Origin of the sequence: Azospirillum sp. B2RO_4, assembly GCF_051124815.1 — a bacterium.
GTDB lineage: Bacteria > Pseudomonadota > Alphaproteobacteria > Azospirillales > Azospirillaceae > Azospirillum.
Map to the genome: position 1 here is coordinate 364,456 of NZ_CP118489.1, position 15,386 is coordinate 379,841.

At 67.3% G+C, this 15,386-nt stretch carries 19 protein-coding genes; 10 read left to right on the top strand and 9 right to left on the bottom strand.

Going from position 1 to position 15,386, the window contains the following annotated elements:
* Window positions 1-18: 18 nt before the first annotated feature.
* On the bottom strand, window positions 19-318 hold the full coding sequence (locus PWS46_RS25255; RefSeq protein ID WP_434623602.1) for a ribbon-helix-helix domain-containing protein: 300 nt from the start codon (window positions 316-318) through the stop codon (window positions 19-21).
* Window positions 319-482: 164 nt separating this feature from the next.
* On the opposite strand from PWS46_RS25255, the gene PWS46_RS25260 reads away from it, so the two are divergent.
* The 5 genes from PWS46_RS25260 (at window position 483) to PWS46_RS25280 (ending at window position 4,097) form a co-directional block, all read left to right on the top strand.
* Window positions 483-680, top strand: a complete 198-nt coding sequence (locus PWS46_RS25260; RefSeq protein ID WP_434623603.1) for a hypothetical protein — start codon at window positions 483-485, stop codon at window positions 678-680.
* Between the two features lie 120 nt (window positions 681-800).
* On the top strand, window positions 801-2,072 hold the full coding sequence (locus PWS46_RS25265) for a YcaO-like family protein (RefSeq protein WP_434623604.1): 1,272 nt from the start codon (window positions 801-803) through the stop codon (window positions 2,070-2,072).
* A complete protein-coding gene (locus PWS46_RS25270; protein WP_434623605.1) occupies window positions 2,069-2,821 on the top strand; it encodes a TfuA-like protein in 753 nt (250 codons plus the stop codon). The genes PWS46_RS25265 and PWS46_RS25270 overlap by 4 nt, the downstream gene beginning before the upstream one ends.
* A 77-nt stretch (window positions 2,822-2,898) precedes the next feature.
* The gene (locus tag PWS46_RS25275; RefSeq protein WP_434623606.1) at window positions 2,899-3,609 is read left to right on the top strand and encodes a Crp/Fnr family transcriptional regulator; all 711 of its coding nucleotides are present in this window, start codon (window positions 2,899-2,901) and stop codon (window positions 3,607-3,609) included.
* Window positions 3,610-3,716: 107 nt separating this feature from the next.
* On the top strand, window positions 3,717-4,097 hold the full coding sequence (locus tag PWS46_RS25280) for a ribbon-helix-helix domain-containing protein (protein WP_434623607.1): 381 nt from the start codon (window positions 3,717-3,719) through the stop codon (window positions 4,095-4,097).
* Between the two features lie 70 nt (window positions 4,098-4,167).
* Here PWS46_RS25280 and PWS46_RS25285 read toward each other — a convergent pair whose 3' ends face one another.
* The 4 genes from PWS46_RS25285 to PWS46_RS25300 are packed head-to-tail and all read right to left on the bottom strand — an operon-like array spanning window position 4,168 to window position 7,687.
* Window positions 4,168-4,956, bottom strand: a complete 789-nt coding sequence (locus tag PWS46_RS25285; protein WP_434623608.1) for a 3-hydroxybutyrate dehydrogenase — start codon at window positions 4,954-4,956, stop codon at window positions 4,168-4,170.
* A gap of 6 nt (window positions 4,957-4,962) precedes the next feature.
* The gene (locus tag PWS46_RS25290; protein ID WP_149198832.1) at window positions 4,963-5,616 is read right to left on the bottom strand and encodes a 3-oxoacid CoA-transferase subunit B; all 654 of its coding nucleotides are present in this window, start codon (window positions 5,614-5,616) and stop codon (window positions 4,963-4,965) included.
* A gap of 17 nt (window positions 5,617-5,633) precedes the next feature.
* Complete coding sequence (locus PWS46_RS25295; protein WP_434623609.1) at window positions 5,634-6,293, bottom strand: CoA transferase subunit A; 660 nt, start codon at window positions 6,291-6,293, stop codon at window positions 5,634-5,636.
* Between the two features lie 2 nt (window positions 6,294-6,295).
* Window positions 6,296-7,687, bottom strand: coding sequence for a GntP family permease (locus tag PWS46_RS25300; protein ID WP_434623611.1), 1,392 nt, complete (start codon window positions 7,685-7,687; stop codon window positions 6,296-6,298).
* 428 nt (window positions 7,688-8,115) lie between these two features.
* Between PWS46_RS25300 and PWS46_RS25305 the strand changes: the two genes are divergently transcribed.
* A complete protein-coding gene (locus PWS46_RS25305) occupies window positions 8,116-8,316 on the top strand; it encodes a heavy-metal-associated domain-containing protein (protein ID WP_109073298.1) in 201 nt (66 codons plus the stop codon).
* 91 nt (window positions 8,317-8,407) lie between these two features.
* Here the strand turns inward: PWS46_RS25305 and hemP are convergent, their stop codons facing one another.
* From hemP to ftsE, 4 genes are all read right to left on the bottom strand, one after another.
* Window positions 8,408-8,575, bottom strand: coding sequence for a hemin uptake protein HemP (gene hemP / locus PWS46_RS25310; RefSeq protein ID WP_085091948.1), 168 nt, complete (start codon window positions 8,573-8,575; stop codon window positions 8,408-8,410).
* A 140-nt stretch (window positions 8,576-8,715) separates the two neighbouring features.
* Window positions 8,716-9,357: a YdcF family protein gene (locus PWS46_RS25315; protein WP_434623613.1), complete on the bottom strand. Its 642-nt coding sequence runs from the start codon at window positions 9,355-9,357 to the stop codon at window positions 8,716-8,718.
* A 10-nt stretch (window positions 9,358-9,367) separates the two neighbouring features.
* Window positions 9,368-10,261, bottom strand: coding sequence for a cell division protein FtsX (locus PWS46_RS25320; RefSeq protein ID WP_434623615.1), 894 nt, complete (start codon window positions 10,259-10,261; stop codon window positions 9,368-9,370).
* Between the two features lie 4 nt (window positions 10,262-10,265).
* Window positions 10,266-10,991 carry a cell division ATP-binding protein FtsE gene (ftsE, locus tag PWS46_RS25325; RefSeq protein ID WP_434623617.1) on the bottom strand — a complete coding sequence of 242 codons (726 nt, stop codon included), beginning with the start codon at window positions 10,989-10,991 and terminating at the stop codon, window positions 10,266-10,268.
* Window positions 10,992-11,163: 172 nt separating this feature from the next.
* On the opposite strand from ftsE, the gene PWS46_RS25330 reads away from it, so the two are divergent.
* The 4 genes from PWS46_RS25330 to PWS46_RS25345 all read left to right on the top strand — a co-directional run bounded on the left by PWS46_RS25330 (window position 11,164) and on the right by PWS46_RS25345 (window position 15,281).
* The gene (locus PWS46_RS25330) at window positions 11,164-11,946 is read left to right on the top strand and encodes a lysophospholipid acyltransferase family protein (RefSeq protein ID WP_434623619.1); all 783 of its coding nucleotides are present in this window, start codon (window positions 11,164-11,166) and stop codon (window positions 11,944-11,946) included.
* Window positions 11,947-12,069: 123 nt separating this feature from the next.
* A complete protein-coding gene (locus PWS46_RS25335; RefSeq protein ID WP_434623621.1) occupies window positions 12,070-13,917 on the top strand; it encodes a DUF2491 family protein in 1,848 nt (615 codons plus the stop codon).
* A gap of 25 nt (window positions 13,918-13,942) precedes the next feature.
* Window positions 13,943-14,368, top strand: a complete 426-nt coding sequence (locus PWS46_RS25340; protein ID WP_434623623.1) for a DUF350 domain-containing protein — start codon at window positions 13,943-13,945, stop codon at window positions 14,366-14,368.
* Window positions 14,369-14,510: 142 nt separating this feature from the next.
* Window positions 14,511-15,281, top strand: coding sequence for a hypothetical protein (locus PWS46_RS25345; protein WP_434623625.1), 771 nt, complete (start codon window positions 14,511-14,513; stop codon window positions 15,279-15,281).
* Window positions 15,282-15,386: the final 105 nt, after the last annotated feature.

Consider the following 15,386-nt stretch of genomic DNA (forward strand, 5'->3'; position numbering starts at 1 on the left):
ACAATTTGCGCTCTATTTTTAAATCTGATTATTTCTTTCAGATCTTCTATAATAATCGAGCACATAGCTCCGGATTGCACTTGTCAGCGGCGTAGTCGAGGGCCTTAGCGCATCCACTTCGATGCACAACTCTCGAACCGGACGACGTTCTTTTTGTGCAATGTCGTCCAGACCGCTCCAGACCGCAGTTTCCAACCGAAGGCGTGCACGCCGGTCTTTCAGCGGAATTGTACGCGAAACTATAGAGGGCCAAGTCATCAAAGCACGGAGGTCAATAATGCCGGACATACAATCGGCAGACTTTTTTTGAATGAACATGATGCCCCCGCGTGCCGAATTGCAACATTATGAACCGCGCAACCTCATCTGCAGATATCCTTTACACCCCCAACAGAGCCTAGCACTGTGAAATTTTTCACAGCGAAACATTCCTTCGAATGTGAAGAGTTCGTTCGTCACCACACACTTGAAGGAGAAGCTTCATGAACGTTTCGATCTCCCATGCTTCGATGATCCGCGGCGCCGATGGCCGTCTCTACGCGGTGACCGCCCATGGCGTGTCCGAGGTCGCCGACAGCGCCATCGCCACCGCCCGCACCCATGTCCGCTCCGGCGACCGCGCCGGCTTCCAGTCCGCCGACCATGAAGCCTCCCGCGTCATGATCGCTCCGGGCGCCTGATCGGGTTCCCGGTTCCGGTTCTTCGGACCGTGGCCACCAGCACCGAACAGGCGCTGACCGGCCACGGACCCGGGAACGGGACGCGCCCTCTCGATTCCCCTCCGCCCCGGACAAGCCGCGATGCCCTTCGATCTGCTCGATGTCAAAGCCTCCGCTTCGGATGCGGTGAAGGCCCACACGGTCGGCACCCACCGGGTCATGGCGCCCGAACAGACCCTGGCGCGGGTCGCCCCGTTCCTGCCGATCATGGGGATCACCCGGGTCGCCAACGTCACCGGGCTGGATGCCGTCGGCATTCCGGTGGTGATGGTGACGCGGCCGAATTCCCGCTCCATCTCGGTGTCGCAGGGCAAGGGGGTGACGCTCGCCGCCGCCAAGGCCTCGGGGGTCATGGAGTCGATCGAGAGCTATCACGCCGAACGGATCACCCTGCCGCTGAAGTTCGCCAGCTTCGAGGAGCTGCGCTGGACCCATCCGGTGGTGGACGTCGACCGCCTGCCCCGGCTGTCGACCGGCAGCTTCAACCCCAACAGCCCCATCCTGTGGATCGAGGGGCAGGACCTGCTGAACGGCGGCCCGAAATGGGTTCCGTTCGAGATGGTCCACCTGAATTTCACCGTGCCGATGGCCCCCGGCCATGGCGCCTTCCTGGCCGGCTCCAACGGGCTGGCGTCGGGCAACCACAAGGTGGAGGCGATCAGCCACGCCGTCACCGAACTGGTGGAGCGCGACGCGACCACCCTCTGGCGCCTGCGGGACCCAGTCGCCCAGGCGGCGACCCGCATCGATCTGGACAGCATCGACGATCCGGTCTGCCGCTCGCTGATCGACCGCTTCGAAGCGGCCGGCGTCGCCGTCGGCGTGTGGGAGACCACCAGCGACGTAGGACTGCCCGCCTTCCTCTGCCGCATCGTCGAACGCGAGGAAATGCCTCAGCATTCCATCCGTCCGGCCACCGGCATGGGCTGCCATGCGGCGCGCGAGATCGCCCTGTCCCGCGCCCTGACCGAGGCGGCGCAGAGCCGCCTGACCTTCATCGCTGGCGCCCGCGACGACATGCCCCGTGCCGAATACGAACGCCACCTCGACCCTGCCCATCACGCCCGCTGGAAGGCGATGATCGTGGAGGGTGCCGGCCGGCGCTCCTTCCACCATTGCCCGACCAGCACCGCCCCCACCATCGAGGCCGACCTCGCCCACCAGCTCGACCGGTTGCGCGCGATCGGAATCGAGGAGGCGGTGGCGGTCGACCTTACCAAGCCCGAATTCGGCATCCCCGTCGTGCGCGTCGTCGTGCCGGGGCTGGAGGGTGCCGACGAATCCCCCGATTACCTGCTGGGCGAACGCGGCCTGCGCGCGCTGGGCACCCAAGCCATGGAGAAGGCGGCATGAGCGGCGTCTATATCTTCCTCGGCCCCACCCTGCCGCGCGAGGATGCGGCGTTGGAGCTGGACGCCACCTATCTGCCGCCGGTCGCCCAGGGCGACGTTCTGCGGCTTTGTGCGGAAAAGCCGGCGGCCATCGGCATCATCGACGGCTTCTTCGAAAGCGTGCCGTCTGTCTGGCACAAGGAAATCCTCTATGCCATCCATGCCGGCATCCCGGTGTTCGGCGCCTCCAGCATGGGGGCGCTGCGCGCGGCGGAGCTGTACCCCTTCGGCATGATCGGCGTCGGCGCCATCTTCGAGGCGTTCCGCGACGGCCGGCTGGAGGATGACGACGAGGTTGCGGTGATCCACGGCCCGGCCGAGCTGGGCTACACCTCCCTGTCGGAGGCCATGGTCAACATCCGCCGCACCCTGTCCGACGCCATGGCCGACCGGGTGCTGACCGCCGAAACCGCCCTGCGCCTGGAATCAATCGCCAAGGAACTGCCCTACCGCGAGCGCGGCTATGGCCGAATGCTGCGGCTGGGCGCCGATATCGGCCTTTCGGCGACCGAATTGGCGGCTTTCCGCGGTTGGCTGCCGCATGGCCGGTTCGACCAGAAGCGCGAGGACGCCAAGGCCATGCTGCGCGCCATGGCCCGGCGTCTCGGCCGTCCGACCGGTGACGGTGCGGCGCCGGAGGCCCGTTTCCACTTCGAGCGCACCGTCCTTTGGGAGCGTGCCCTGCGCGACGCGGCTCCGCTCGCGATGTAAGGGCGTATCCGCTAGACTGATCGCGTCGGGGTGGCGATGACCGCCAGCCCGGCGCGAAACTGTGCCTGGACGGACGGATGAACGCGCCGATGGATGTTGCGGCGGTGCTGAGGCGCAACCGGCTGCTCGGGGAACTCGATGCCGGACAGATGGCGGAAATGCTGAAGCTGGGTCGCATTGCCCGCTTCGATGCCGACCAGATCATTTTCGACAAGGGAGATCCGGGCGACAGCCTGTTCGCCGTGTTGAAGGGACAGATCGCCATCCGCACCTCCTCGGCGGACGGCAAGACGATGCTGCTCAACATCCTGGAAGCCGGCGATGTCCTGGGCGAGATCGGCCTGATCGACGGACGGGAACGCACGGCCGCCGCGATCGCCCTGCGACCGGTCGAGCTTTACCGCATCGACCGCGCCGACTTCATTCCCTTCCTGGAGCGTCACCCGCGCCTGTGCACCCGCATGATGATCGTCCTGTGCGACCGGCTGCGCTGGGTATCGGAAAACATTGAGGACGCGGTCTTCCACGACGTGCCGCGCCGGCTGGCCCGCAGGCTGCTGCTGCTGTCCGACAGCTATGGGCAGCAGACTGCGACCGGCCTGCGGCTGACCCTGCCGTTGTCTCAGGAAGCCCTGGCCAACATGTTGGGCGTCACCCGTGAAATGGTGAACAAGTGCCTCGGCGCCCTGCGAAAGGCCGGAGTGGTGACATATGCCAAAGGGTTTATCGTCATCAATGATCTGACACTACTAAAGGACATGGCCGGTGACCCTGAACGGGTTCCCTAGGGGGAATCCTTACCTGCCTAAAGTTTTGTTCCCAAAATGGGTTGTGGTCGCGTTATAGTGTGCATGCGTTGGGGGCAATCGCACGGGTAGCACGAGGGCTTAAGAGCATGTCGAGCGAAGGGAACAGGAAATCCAGCGTCGATCAATTCACGGGCGTCGCTTCACTGACTTCCCGCACGCTCAAATTGTCCGGGCGCGATGTCACGATCCGATTGGAGCCGTCGTATTGGGAAGGGCTTGAAGAAATCTGCCGTCGGGAGGATCTGACGGTGGACGACCTCTGCTACGACGTCCGTGATCGCATGGAGCAGCAGGGCCGCCGCGCTTCCCAAGCGGGCGTGTCGCTTGCCAACGCCCTGCGCGTGTTCGTGGTCGGCTATTTCCGGCAGGCGGCGACCGAACGCGGCCATGCCCGTGCCGGTCACGGCCAGGGCCGCCCCTTCATCGCGACGCCCTTCGACCTCGTCCCCATCACCGGCGACAGCTGACACCTGAAAAAAGGTCGTGATGCATGGGGACTGGCCTGTCGACCCGCCCCCATGCGTCACGCCGCCAGTCTTATTGGGCGGTCCAGCCGCCATCCATCGTCAGGGCCGCACCACGCATGTTGCCGGCGGCCTCCGAGCACAGGAACACCGCCAGTTCACCCAACTGTTCCGGCGTGACGAAGGACTTGGACGGCTGCTTCTCGCTCAGCAGTTCGCGCCCGGCCTCCTCCACCGACAGGTTGCGCGAGGCAGCCAGCGCGTCGATCTGCTTCTGCACCAGCGGGGTCAGCACCCAGCCGGGGCAGATGGCGTTGCAGGTGATGTTGGTCTCCGCCAGTTCCAGCGCCGTCACCTTGGTCAGGCCGATCACGCCATGCTTGGCGGCGACATAGGCCGATTTGTTGACCGAAGCCACCAATCCATGCACCGAGGCGATGTTGATGACCCGGCCCCAGCCGCGCGCCTTCATGCCCGGCAAGGCGGCGCGGGTGCCGTGGAAGACGGCCGACAGGTTGATGGCGATCACGGCGTCCCAGCGTTCCACCGGGAAGGCGTCGACCGGCGCCACATGCTGGATGCCGGCATTGTTGACCAGCACGTCCAGCCGGCCATAGGCTTCCTCGGTAGCGGCGACCATCGCCTCGATCTCATCGGGCTTCGACATGTCGGCGCCGTTGTGGGCGATGCGCACGCCGAACTCCGTCGACAGCGACCGGCACAGCTCGGCGATATAGCCGGCATCGCCGAAGCCGTTCAGCATCAGGTCGGCGCCCTGCCCCGCAAGCTGCCGTGCGATCCCAAGGCCGATCCCGCTGGTGGACCCAGTCACGAGCGCGGCCTTCCCCTTCAGATTGGTCATTCTTCTTTATCCTTCGATCGGCATGGAACGGAGGTCCGGGGCGACGATCAACTCGCACCCGGTGTTGGCGATCACCTGCTCCACCGTGACACCGGGGGCGGTTTCCTTCAAGACGAGGCCGGCATCGGTCGGCTCGATGACGGCGAGGTCGGTCACCACCAGGTCGACTCGGCGGACCGAGGTCAGCGGCAGGGCGCAACGCTCAACGATCTTTGCCTCGCCCTTGGCGCTGTGCTGCATGGCGACGATCACCCGGCGGGCGCCGGTGACAAGATCCATCGCCCCGCCCATGCCCGGCACCATCTTGCCCGGCACCATCCAGTTGGCGAGCCGCCCCTCGCGGTCCACCTGCAGGCCGCCCAGCACGGTGACGTCGAGATGGCCGCCGCGGATCAGCCCGAAGGAGAGGGCGCTGTCGAACGACGCCGCCCCCGGCAGGGCCGAGATCGGCGAGCCGCCGGCGTCGGTCAGGTCGTGGTTCTCCGCCCCGGTGATCGGGCCGGACATGCCGACGATCCCGTTCTCCGACTGGAAGAACACATGCCGGCCGGCGGGGACGTAGCGGGCGACCAGGGTCGGCAGGCCGATGCCCAGGTTGACGAGGTCGCCGTCCTTCAACTCCAGCGCGACGCGCTTGGCGATCAGGGTCTTTTCATCCATGGCTCGATACTCCCCGATCAGCGCGGCTTGGAGGTGACGATGTGGTCGACCAGCACCGACGGCGTCATCACCGCATCGGGCGGGATGCAGCCGACGGGCAGAATGTCCTCGGCCTCGGCGATGACGGTGGCGCCGGCCATCGCCATCAGCGGGTTGAAGTTGCGTGCGGTCAATGCATAGGTCAGATTGCCGTACAGGTCGGCCTGCTTGGCGGCGACCAGCGCAAAGTCGGCCTTGATCGGCATTTCCAGCAGATAGGTCACGCCGTCGATCTCGACCTTGCGCTTGCCCTCCTCCACCGTGGTGCCGACGCCAGTGGGGGTCAGCACGCCGCCCAGCCCGACGCCGCCGGCACGGATGCGCTCGGCCAGCGTGCCCTGCGGCACCAGCTCCACCTCGATGTCGCCGGCGATCATCTGCTTTTGCGTCTCGGGGTTCAGGCCGATGTGGCTGGTGACGACGCGGCGCACCAGCTTCTCCACCACCAGCTTTCCCAGGCCGTTGTTGGGCCGGGCGGTGTCGTTGGCGATGATGGTCAGGTCGCGCTTGCCCTGGCGGATCAGTTCGTCCACCAGCCGGTTGGGGCCGCCGACGGCCATGAAGCCGCCGATCAGCAGGGAAGCGCCGTCGGGAATGCGCGCGACGGCCTCTTCCAGGGAAACGAGTTTGTTCTTCATGATCAGACGATCCCGGTCAGGTAATAGACGGCGATCACGAAGAAGACCGCCAGCGTCTTGATGCAGGTGACGGCGAAGATGTCGCCATAGGACTGCCGGTGCGTCAGCCCGGTGACGCCCAGCAAGGTGATGACGGCGCCGTTGTGCGGCAAGGTGTCCATGCCGCCGCTGGCCATCGAGGCAACGCGGTGCAGCACCTCCATCGGGATGCCGGCGGCGTTGGCGGCGGTGATGAACTGGTCGGCCATCGCCGCCAGCGCGATGCTCATGCCGCCGGATGCCGACCCGGTGATGCCGGCCAGCGCGGTGACCGTCACCGCCTCGTTCACCAGCGGGTTGGGGATGGCGGACAGCGCGTCGCGGATCACCAAGAAACCCGGCAGCGCCGCGATCACCGCACCGAAGCCGTATTCCGACGCCGTGTTCATCGAGGCCAGCAGCGACCCGCCAATGGCGGCCTTCGTGCCCTCGGCGAAGCGCTGGGACACCGGCTTCCAGGCGAAGGCCAGCACCAGCAGGATGCCGCAGAGCAGCGCCCCTTCCACCGCCCAGATGCCGGCGACGGCGGAAACCTGAGTCACCAGCGGCTTGGCGCCGGGGGTCAGCGCCACCTCGCTCGTGGCACCGTACACGCTGGGGATCGCCATGGTGAACAGCTTGTTCAGCACGCCGACCGCAACCAGCGGCGACAGCGCCAGGATCGGGTTCGGCAGCAGTTCGGAAGCCACCGGCTCCGGCTCGTTGGTGTGGCCGCTGCCATAACCCTCGCCGCGCGCGATGGCAGAGCGCACCCGCCATTCCAGATAGATCAGACCCAGGGTCAGGATGAAGATCGAACCGATCAGGCCCAGCCAGGGAGCGGCATAGGCGTCGGTCTTGAAGAAGGTGGTGGGGATGATGTTCTGGATCTGCGGCGTGCCCGGCAGTGCGTCCATGGTGACGGTGAAGGCGCCGAGCGCCACCACGCCGGGGATCAGGCGTTTTGGAATGTCGCCCTGCCGGAACATCTCCGCCGCGAAGGGATAGACGGCGAAGACCACGACGAACAGCGACACGCCGCCATAGGTCAGCAGCAGGCAGACCAGGACGATGGAGGTCACCGCCCGCTCGCGCCCGACCAGCTTGATGACGGCGGAGACAATCGACTTGGAGAAGCCGGACAGTTCGATCACCTTGCCGAACACCGCGCCCAGCAGGAAGACCGGGAAGTACAGCTTCACGAAGCCGACCATCTTGTCCATGAACAGCCCGGTGAAGACAGGCGGCACGGCGGATGGGTCGGTCAGCAGCACCGCCGCCAGCGCCGCCACCGGCGCGAAGAGGATGACGCTGAAGCCCCGGTAGGCGACCAGCATGAGGAACGCGAGCGCTCCCAGGCAGATCAGGAAACTCATTTGGACGATGCTCCCTCGGTTGTTCTTTTCGGAGGTCCGACGTCAGGGATGTCGGTTCCGGGCATTGCGGCGGAGACAGCCGGCGCAGCCTCTCATGGTGGACCCGGCTACGGATGCATGCATCAATTAGAGCAAAGGCCATGCCAATGACGGGGAGCACAGTCGTCGCAGGCGAAACCTTTGACATTGCGGATTTTTTGCACTGCACACAAAGCCATGAGCCAACCCAACGTCTCCTTATCGAGACAATTGACGGCCAGAAAGTCTCTTTTTTGAGATGCGGTCTCTATATTTAGACGAAAATACCCCGGGGACGATTCCGCCCGCCATCGGTTGAGCGGGCCGATGGAATGCCGCTTGACCTTCCAATCACTGGAAGGCGCAGCCTGTCCCAATCAAGCATCGCACGCCATCAAGGGAGAGCACCCATGCTGACACTGAAGGTATCCGGAATGACCTGCGGCCACTGCGCCCAGACCGTGACCAAGGCCGTGGAAGCCGTTCCCGCCGTGGACCGCGCGCTGGTCGACCTGAAGGCTGGTCAGGTCGCCGTCGAAGGCAACGCCGATGAATCCGTCATCCGGCAAGCCATCGAGGATGCCGGTTATGAGGTACAAGGCCGGGCGTGAGACGTCATCACAAAAAAGAAAATGGGCGCCGGACCATGTGGCCGGCGCCCATTCTCGGTGACGTCTTCCCGGAAGGTTCGTTGAAGGTCTTTTATTTGGTCAGAATCAGCTTGTTGGCGCGGGTCACGCGCAGGCGGTAGCTCTGCCCGGCGTGCTGGATCACGATCTCGCGGCTGCCCGACATCAGACGGGCGGATTCGACCACCGGCAGGGATGCGGCGATGAAGGAGGCGGGAGCGGAGACGGCGCTGTCGTGCATGGCGTGTCTTTCTTGCTGGACGGACGTTGCGGTCGGCGGTGTCCGGGCGTGAACCCTGAACCGGACCCTACCTCCGCCCGCCATCAATTGCAAGTCATTCTCATTCGCTTTTAGGGCGCGCCACTCCGATTTCCTTGGGGTCAGTCCCGGAACAGGCTGCGCACCATCCAGCGCAGGCCCACCACCAGCAGCTTGTTGTATTCGTTGACCAGCAGGTTGGCGGTGCCCGGCCACATCCACCAATCGTCCAGATGGACGGTGGGAGCGACGACGGGATGGGGAACCAGTTCCACGTCGGGCATCGCCATCGACAGTTCCAGCATGCTGCGGCGCATGTGGTAGTTGGCGGTCACCAGCCGCAGCGACCGGAATCCCTGGTCGCGCATCCAATCCGCCGTCTCATAGGCGTTGCCGATGGTGCTGTCGGCGGAATAGCCAAGCGTGATGCAGCATTCCATCTCGGTCGGGGAATGGCGGGAGAGCTTCAGCAGTTCCTGCACCTCCACCCCGTCATAGACGCCGGACACGAACAGCTTCTTCGCCCGCCCGGCGGCCAGCAGTTCCAGCCCGGTGACCAGCCGGTTGCTGCCGCCGGTCAGCACGACGATGGCGTCCGTCTTCCGCTCGGCATCGGCGCCGGTGGGCGGCAAGCGCGGCACGTCGGCCGCGTACCAGAACAGTCCAGCCAGCCAGGCGACCGCCAGCACCAGCGCGCCGGTGAACAGATGTCCGACCGCCCGCGCCATCACCCCGCTGCCGCGCTGCCGGTGGATGAGGCTCATCGCGACCCCGTCACGGCATCGACTCCAGCGTGCGCAGCACGGTCCAGCGCGCGGTCGCCAGCGCCAGCAGGGCCAGCGCCGCCGGCACCAGCAGCAGAACCGCCCATTGCCAGGGCTCCAGGGCCAGGTCCGGCAGCAGGCTGGCCCGCAATCCCTGAGAGGCGCTGTGCAGCCCATACATGGTGCCGCCGGCCAGCAGCAGACCGATCCCGCCGCCGCGCAGGCTCAAGGACACCACGTGGCGTTCGAACTGGCGGGAGACATAGCGGTCGGTGGCGCCCATCAGATGCAGCAGTTCCACCACCGGCCGATGGATGGCAAGGCCGGTGCGCACGGCGAAGACCACGGTCATCACCGCCGCCACGCCGATCAGCAGCACCACGCCCAGTGCCGCCAGCCGGATCGCCCCGGCGAAGGAGCGCAGGTCCGCCAGCCAAACCGCATGGTCGTCCAGCGTCGCCCCCGGCGCCGCGGAGGTCAGGCGCAGGCGCAAGGCCGCAATGTCCACCGGCCCGTCGGCGACGACGTCGATCATCCGCGGCATGGGCAGCAACGGGTCCGAAGCCCCCGATCCCAGCCAGGGCTCCAGCAGCCGGGCGATCTCGCCCCCGCTCAGCAGGGTCGCCGACCCGATTCCGGGGGTGGAGCGCAGCACGGTCAATGCCGCCTCCGCCCGCTCGTCCAGCGGCGCCACGGGAGCGCCCGGCATCGGCGCCACCTGCACGGTCAGCCCGCCGGCCAGCCCGCTGTCCCAGCGTTGCGCCATGTCCGACACCAGCATGGCGCCGGCCAGTGCCAGGGCCGCCAGGAACGCCATCAGCGCGGTGATCCAACCGAGAAAGCGCGAGGACGGATCGACCGCCAGCGGCAGGTCGGAACGGGGACGCACGGGACGAAGCGCCATGCCGCTACTCCCACCTTGCATCGTTGGACCGCCCGTCCTGCGCCCGGCCCTGTTGGACCTGACTGCCGCGCGAGGGAACGACCATCAGCCGGCCATTGTCGAGATGCAGGCGCGGATGATCGAAACGGCGGATCAGCGCCTCGTTGTGGGTGGCGATCACCACGGTGGTCCCCAGCTTGTAGAGTTCCTCGAACAGATAGAGCAGCCGCATGCCGATGCCGTCGTCGACGTTGCCCGTGGGTTCGTCGGCCAGCAGCAGACGCGGCCGGTTGATGACCGACCGGGCGATGGCGACCCGCTGCTTCTGCCCGCCCGACAGGGTCGAGGGCTTGGCGTGCAGATGGTTGCCCAGCCCAACCCAGCGCAGGATCTCACTGCAATGGGCGACCACGTCGGCCTCCGGCGTACCGGCCATGCGCAAGGGCAGCGCCACATTGTCCAGCGCCGAGAGATGATCGAGCAGGGCGAAATCCTGGAACACCACGCCGATCTGGCGGCGCAGTTCCGGCAGGTCGCGGCGGGTCACCATCGCCATGTCGCGGCCGAACAGGGTGACCAGCCCGCGCGAGGGCCGGTGGGCGAGATACATCAGCTTCAGCAGCGACGATTTGCCCGCGCCGCTGGCGCCGGTCAGGAAATGGAAGGAACCCGGCTGAAGGGTAAAGCTGATGTCGCGCAGCACCTCCGCCTCGGTGCCGTACCGCAAGCCGACATTCTCGAAACGAATCACGGTCCCACCACAGCTCGTCAACCCCTCCACGCCGGCGACAATGCACCCGGCGGGGGGCGGAGTCCACCCCGCCCCGCAACCTGCCCCGCAACCTGCGACGATGTCCCCCTGCCCCCTCTCTGGCCACGCGGAATACTTGAGAAGTCGATAAAGACCTGACAAGTTGCCGGCCATGATCTGGATCCGGTCCCTCGCCTTCAACATCGCGTTCCATCTCTGGACCGCGCTGATGTGCTTCGCCCTGCTGTGGATGCTGCTGCTGCCGCGCCCGCAGATGGTGGCGGTCGTGGTGTGGTATCTGCGCACGGTCGGCTGGCTGGAGCGCAGGCTCGTCGGCATCCGCTATGAGGTGCGCGGGCGCGAGAACCTGCCCGACGGTCCCTTCCTGCTGGCGGCCAAGCACCAGTCGGCGTGGGAGACGATGAAGCTCCACCTGCTGGTGAAGGATCCGGCGATCATCCTGAAGCGCGAGCTGATGTGGATCCCGATCTGGGGCTGGTACGCCGCCAAGGCGAAGATGATCCCGGTCGACCGCGGCGCCGGCGGGGCGGCGATCAAGTCGCTGATCCGCAACTCCCGCCCGGTGCGGGACGAGGGGCGGCCGATCGTGATCTTCCCGCAGGGCACCCGCGTCGCGCCGGGCACCTACCGGCCCTACCGCATCGGCGTCGGCGTGCTTTACGAAAGCCTGGGCATTCCCATCGTGCCGATGGCGCTGAATGCCGGGCTTTATTGGCCGCGCCACAGCTTCCTGAAGTATCCCGGCACGGTGGTGGTGGAATTCCTGCCGCCGATCATGCCCGGAATGCTCCGCGCCGAGGCGATGCGCGATCTTGAGGAGAGGCTGGAGGCCGCGAGCGACCGTCTGGTCACCGCCGCCGGCGGGCCGCCGACCCTGCGGCCGCCGCAGCCGGAGGCGGAACCGGACAAGCGGACGGTGTCCGCCGTCTCCTGAGCGGCGCCATGAGAGCCGGCCACGACGGTTATCCTTGAGCATGGAGGCGTATCTGCCTAGGCTCGCGCAACGAATCGCCGGAAGGGCCGGTTGAACCGGCTCCGGAAGACGCGCGAGAGGAAGATGACGCAAACCGAGAAGCCCCAAAGGCCCACCCGGCGTCAGGACCGCTGGACGGAGCGATGGCGCGCCCTCGCCGTCGCCCTTCTGATGACGGTGCAGCCGCTGTCGGTCCCCGTCGGCGCGATCCTTACCGCTCCCGCTGCCCCCGCTCCGCTCGCCATCGCCGCCATGGCCGCCGCCGTCACCCTGATGCCGGGAGAGGCCGAAGCCCGTGCCGGCTCCAGAAGCCGGTCGTCGGGCGGCTATTCGCGGCCATCGCGCACACCGTCCATCGGCGGCGGCAGCGGCGGCTACACCCGTCCCTCCGCCCCGCGCACACCCTCCACCGGAAGCGGCGGCGGCTGGTTCTCCGGTGGTTCCTCCAATTCCAGCGGCGGTTATGCCCGGCCGGGCAAAAGCGCCCCGCCGGTCGCAGCGCCGCCCAGTTCGGCCGGTGACCGGACCTTCAGCCAGCAGGGCTCGGCCGACGCGCTGAACCGCTACCGCACCAGGCAGGAGAACGACCTCAACCCGCCGGCGCAGCCGGGCGCGCCGCCGCCCGCCGCCTCCACGCAGGGCCGCAGCGGCGGTTCCAGCGGTTGGGGGTGGGGCTGGGGATCGGGCGGGTCCTCCTACCGCACCCCGTCCACCCGGCCGGCGCCGGCCAATCGCTATGGCGGCTATGGCTGGAGCCCGCCGCCCTACGCCTACAGCGCGCCGCGCCGCTTCGGCATCTGGGACGGGCTGTTCCTGTGGTTCATGCTCGACACGCTGACCCGGCCGGGCCACGCCGCCTTCTTCCACAACAACGCCGAGGACCCCGGCTATCGCGAGTGGCGGCAGGAGGCCGACCGGCAGGCCCGCGACAATGCGGAGCTGCGCGGCAAGCTGGACCAGCTCGACCAGTCGATGGCCGCCCAGGCCGGAACCCCGCGCGAGGCGGGACAGCTGCCGCCCGACGTGCCGGCGGATCTGGCCCGCGCCGACTCCGCCAGTTCGGTGGACAGCGCCAGCGCGGCGCAGGCGTCGGGCAACGCCGGTGGCGGGGCCGGCGGGCACGGCTTCTGGTGGTGGGGTTTCCTGCTGCTCGGCGTCGCGGTGCTGTTCCTGCTGTGGCGGGCGCGGCGCCGGATGGAGTCGCCGCCAAAATCGGGTCCAGTCGCCAACAGCCCTGTATCCAAGGGCTCTGGCTCCAAGGGAGGATCGGACGTGCCCCTGTTCGGAACGCTCGGCAATTACGTGAACCAGAAGCTCAGCGGCAAGGGCTACAGCCCGTCGCTGTTCCGGCTGGGCATGACCGTCACCATCGACCCCACCCCCTTCCTGCTGGCGGAGGGCGCCACCAAGGTCAAGGCGCCGGACACCGGCACCGACCGGCTGGTGTCGATCGAGGCGGTCGGCACCGTCACCTCCGGCCCGGCCACCGTCTACCGCCTGCATATTCCGGGGGGTGGCTTCTTCCAGATCCATCTCGGTCCCGACGGGCAACCGGACGAGTGCCGCTATTTCACCCCCATCGACAGCGTCACCCCGTCCGACGAGGATGAATGGGGATTCTGGCTGGACGATGCGGAGGGGATGATCGGCTGGCCGGAGTTCCAGACCAAGGACGGCAAGCTCTATCCGCGAGTCTGGCAGCCGGGCGCCAGCCGCATCCAGCCCTTCACCCTCAGCGAGGCGCGCCAGACCCTGCGCGGGACCGAGACTGTGGTCAGCCAGTCGATGCTGTATGGCGCCCCCACCGGCGCGGCGTCCCCCGCGCCCGCCACCGAATATATCCTGGTGGAGGCGGTAGAGCGGTCCGGCCGCGCGTCGGTCGAGATCGCCGCCGGCATCGACGTGAACCCCGCCTCCCTCTCCCTGTCCTAACCCACACGACAAGAGTGCCGGCCCCATGGAAAGCACCTTCGGTTCCATCCTGACCGCGCTCGGCACCGGCCTTCCGGTGCTGCTGGTCCAGCTCGCCGTCACGCTGGCGCTGCTGGTGGCGGGCGTCGCCGTCTACACCCGCATCACCCCCTTCGACGAGCGCCGGCTGGTGGCGGAAGGCAATGCCGCCGGCGGCCTGACGCTGGCGGGGTCCATCGTCGCGCTCGCCATTCCGCTGGCGGCGACGCTGGCGACCAGCGCCTATTGGCTGGACATCCTGCTGTGGGGCGTGGTGGCGCTGATCCTGCAGCTGGTCGCCTTCGCCGTGGCGACCCTGCTGATCCGCGACCTGCGCGGCCAGATCGAATCGGGCAACGTCGCGTCGGCCGCGGCGCTGGTCGGCGTCCAGCTGGGGGTGGCGGTCATCAACGCCGCCGCCATGGCGGGATGAGGGGGACCGGACAGCTCGCCCCCGAGAGGTAAGGATGGGGGTCTGGTTCCGGGATCGCCCCCTCCCCATCTGTGCAGGCGAAGCGTCCGCCGCCCCGGTGCGGGGGACGCCTCCAACAACCCTCCTTCGACAGGAATCAGCCATGCTTGCCTTCATCCGCAACCTTATGGGTGTCAAGACCGACCAGGCCGTCCAGGGCGCCATGGAGGCGCTGGTGCGCTGGGATCCGAAGTCCGCGACGGAGGCGGAACTGCGGACCATGGAGCAGCATCTCGACCAGCTTGGCCTGCAGGTGGCGGAAGCCCGCGCCATCCATGACCGCGAGCAGCGCGAGGCCGACGAGATCAAGGCGCTGTCGAACCAGCGCATGGCCGCCGCCGAGCATCTGCAGCGCCAGATCGACGGCGAGAGCGACCCGTCGCGCAAGGCCGCGCTGGAGAAGAGCCTGGAGACCGTCGTCGGCATGCTGGAGGAGATGGCTCCGGAGATCGACCGCGAGGTCCGCGATGCGGTCGAGGCGCGCGAGTTCCTGGAGATGCTGGAAAAGAATTATTCCGAGGCCGGCGCCAAGCTGAAGGCCGCCCGCGCCGAGCTGACCCGCGCCCAGCGCGACATGGGCCGCGCCGACCAGCAGCGCGCCATGGCCGAGCGTCAGGCCGAAGCCGCCCGTCAGGCCGCCGGCCTTGCCGGCGCCACCAGCGGCCTGACCGTGGCGCTGAAGGCGATGCAGGACACCGCCGCCAAGGATCTGGCCGCGGCGGAGGCCGCCAACGCCAAGGCCAAGCTGCTGCGCCCGTCGGCCCCGGAGAAGGAAGACCCCAACATCGCCGCCGCGCTCGCCGCCGCGTCGGGCAAGACCGCGCCGACCAGCCTGTCCGACCGTCTGGCGGCGCTGAAGGCCAAGCAGGGCTGAGGGTGACGGGATCGGCGGGGGAGACTCCGCCGATCCTTACTGCTTGGGGGCCTTTGGGGGGATGGAACGGCGTGGAACACTTTCCGGCGGCTGTTCCATGTTCAC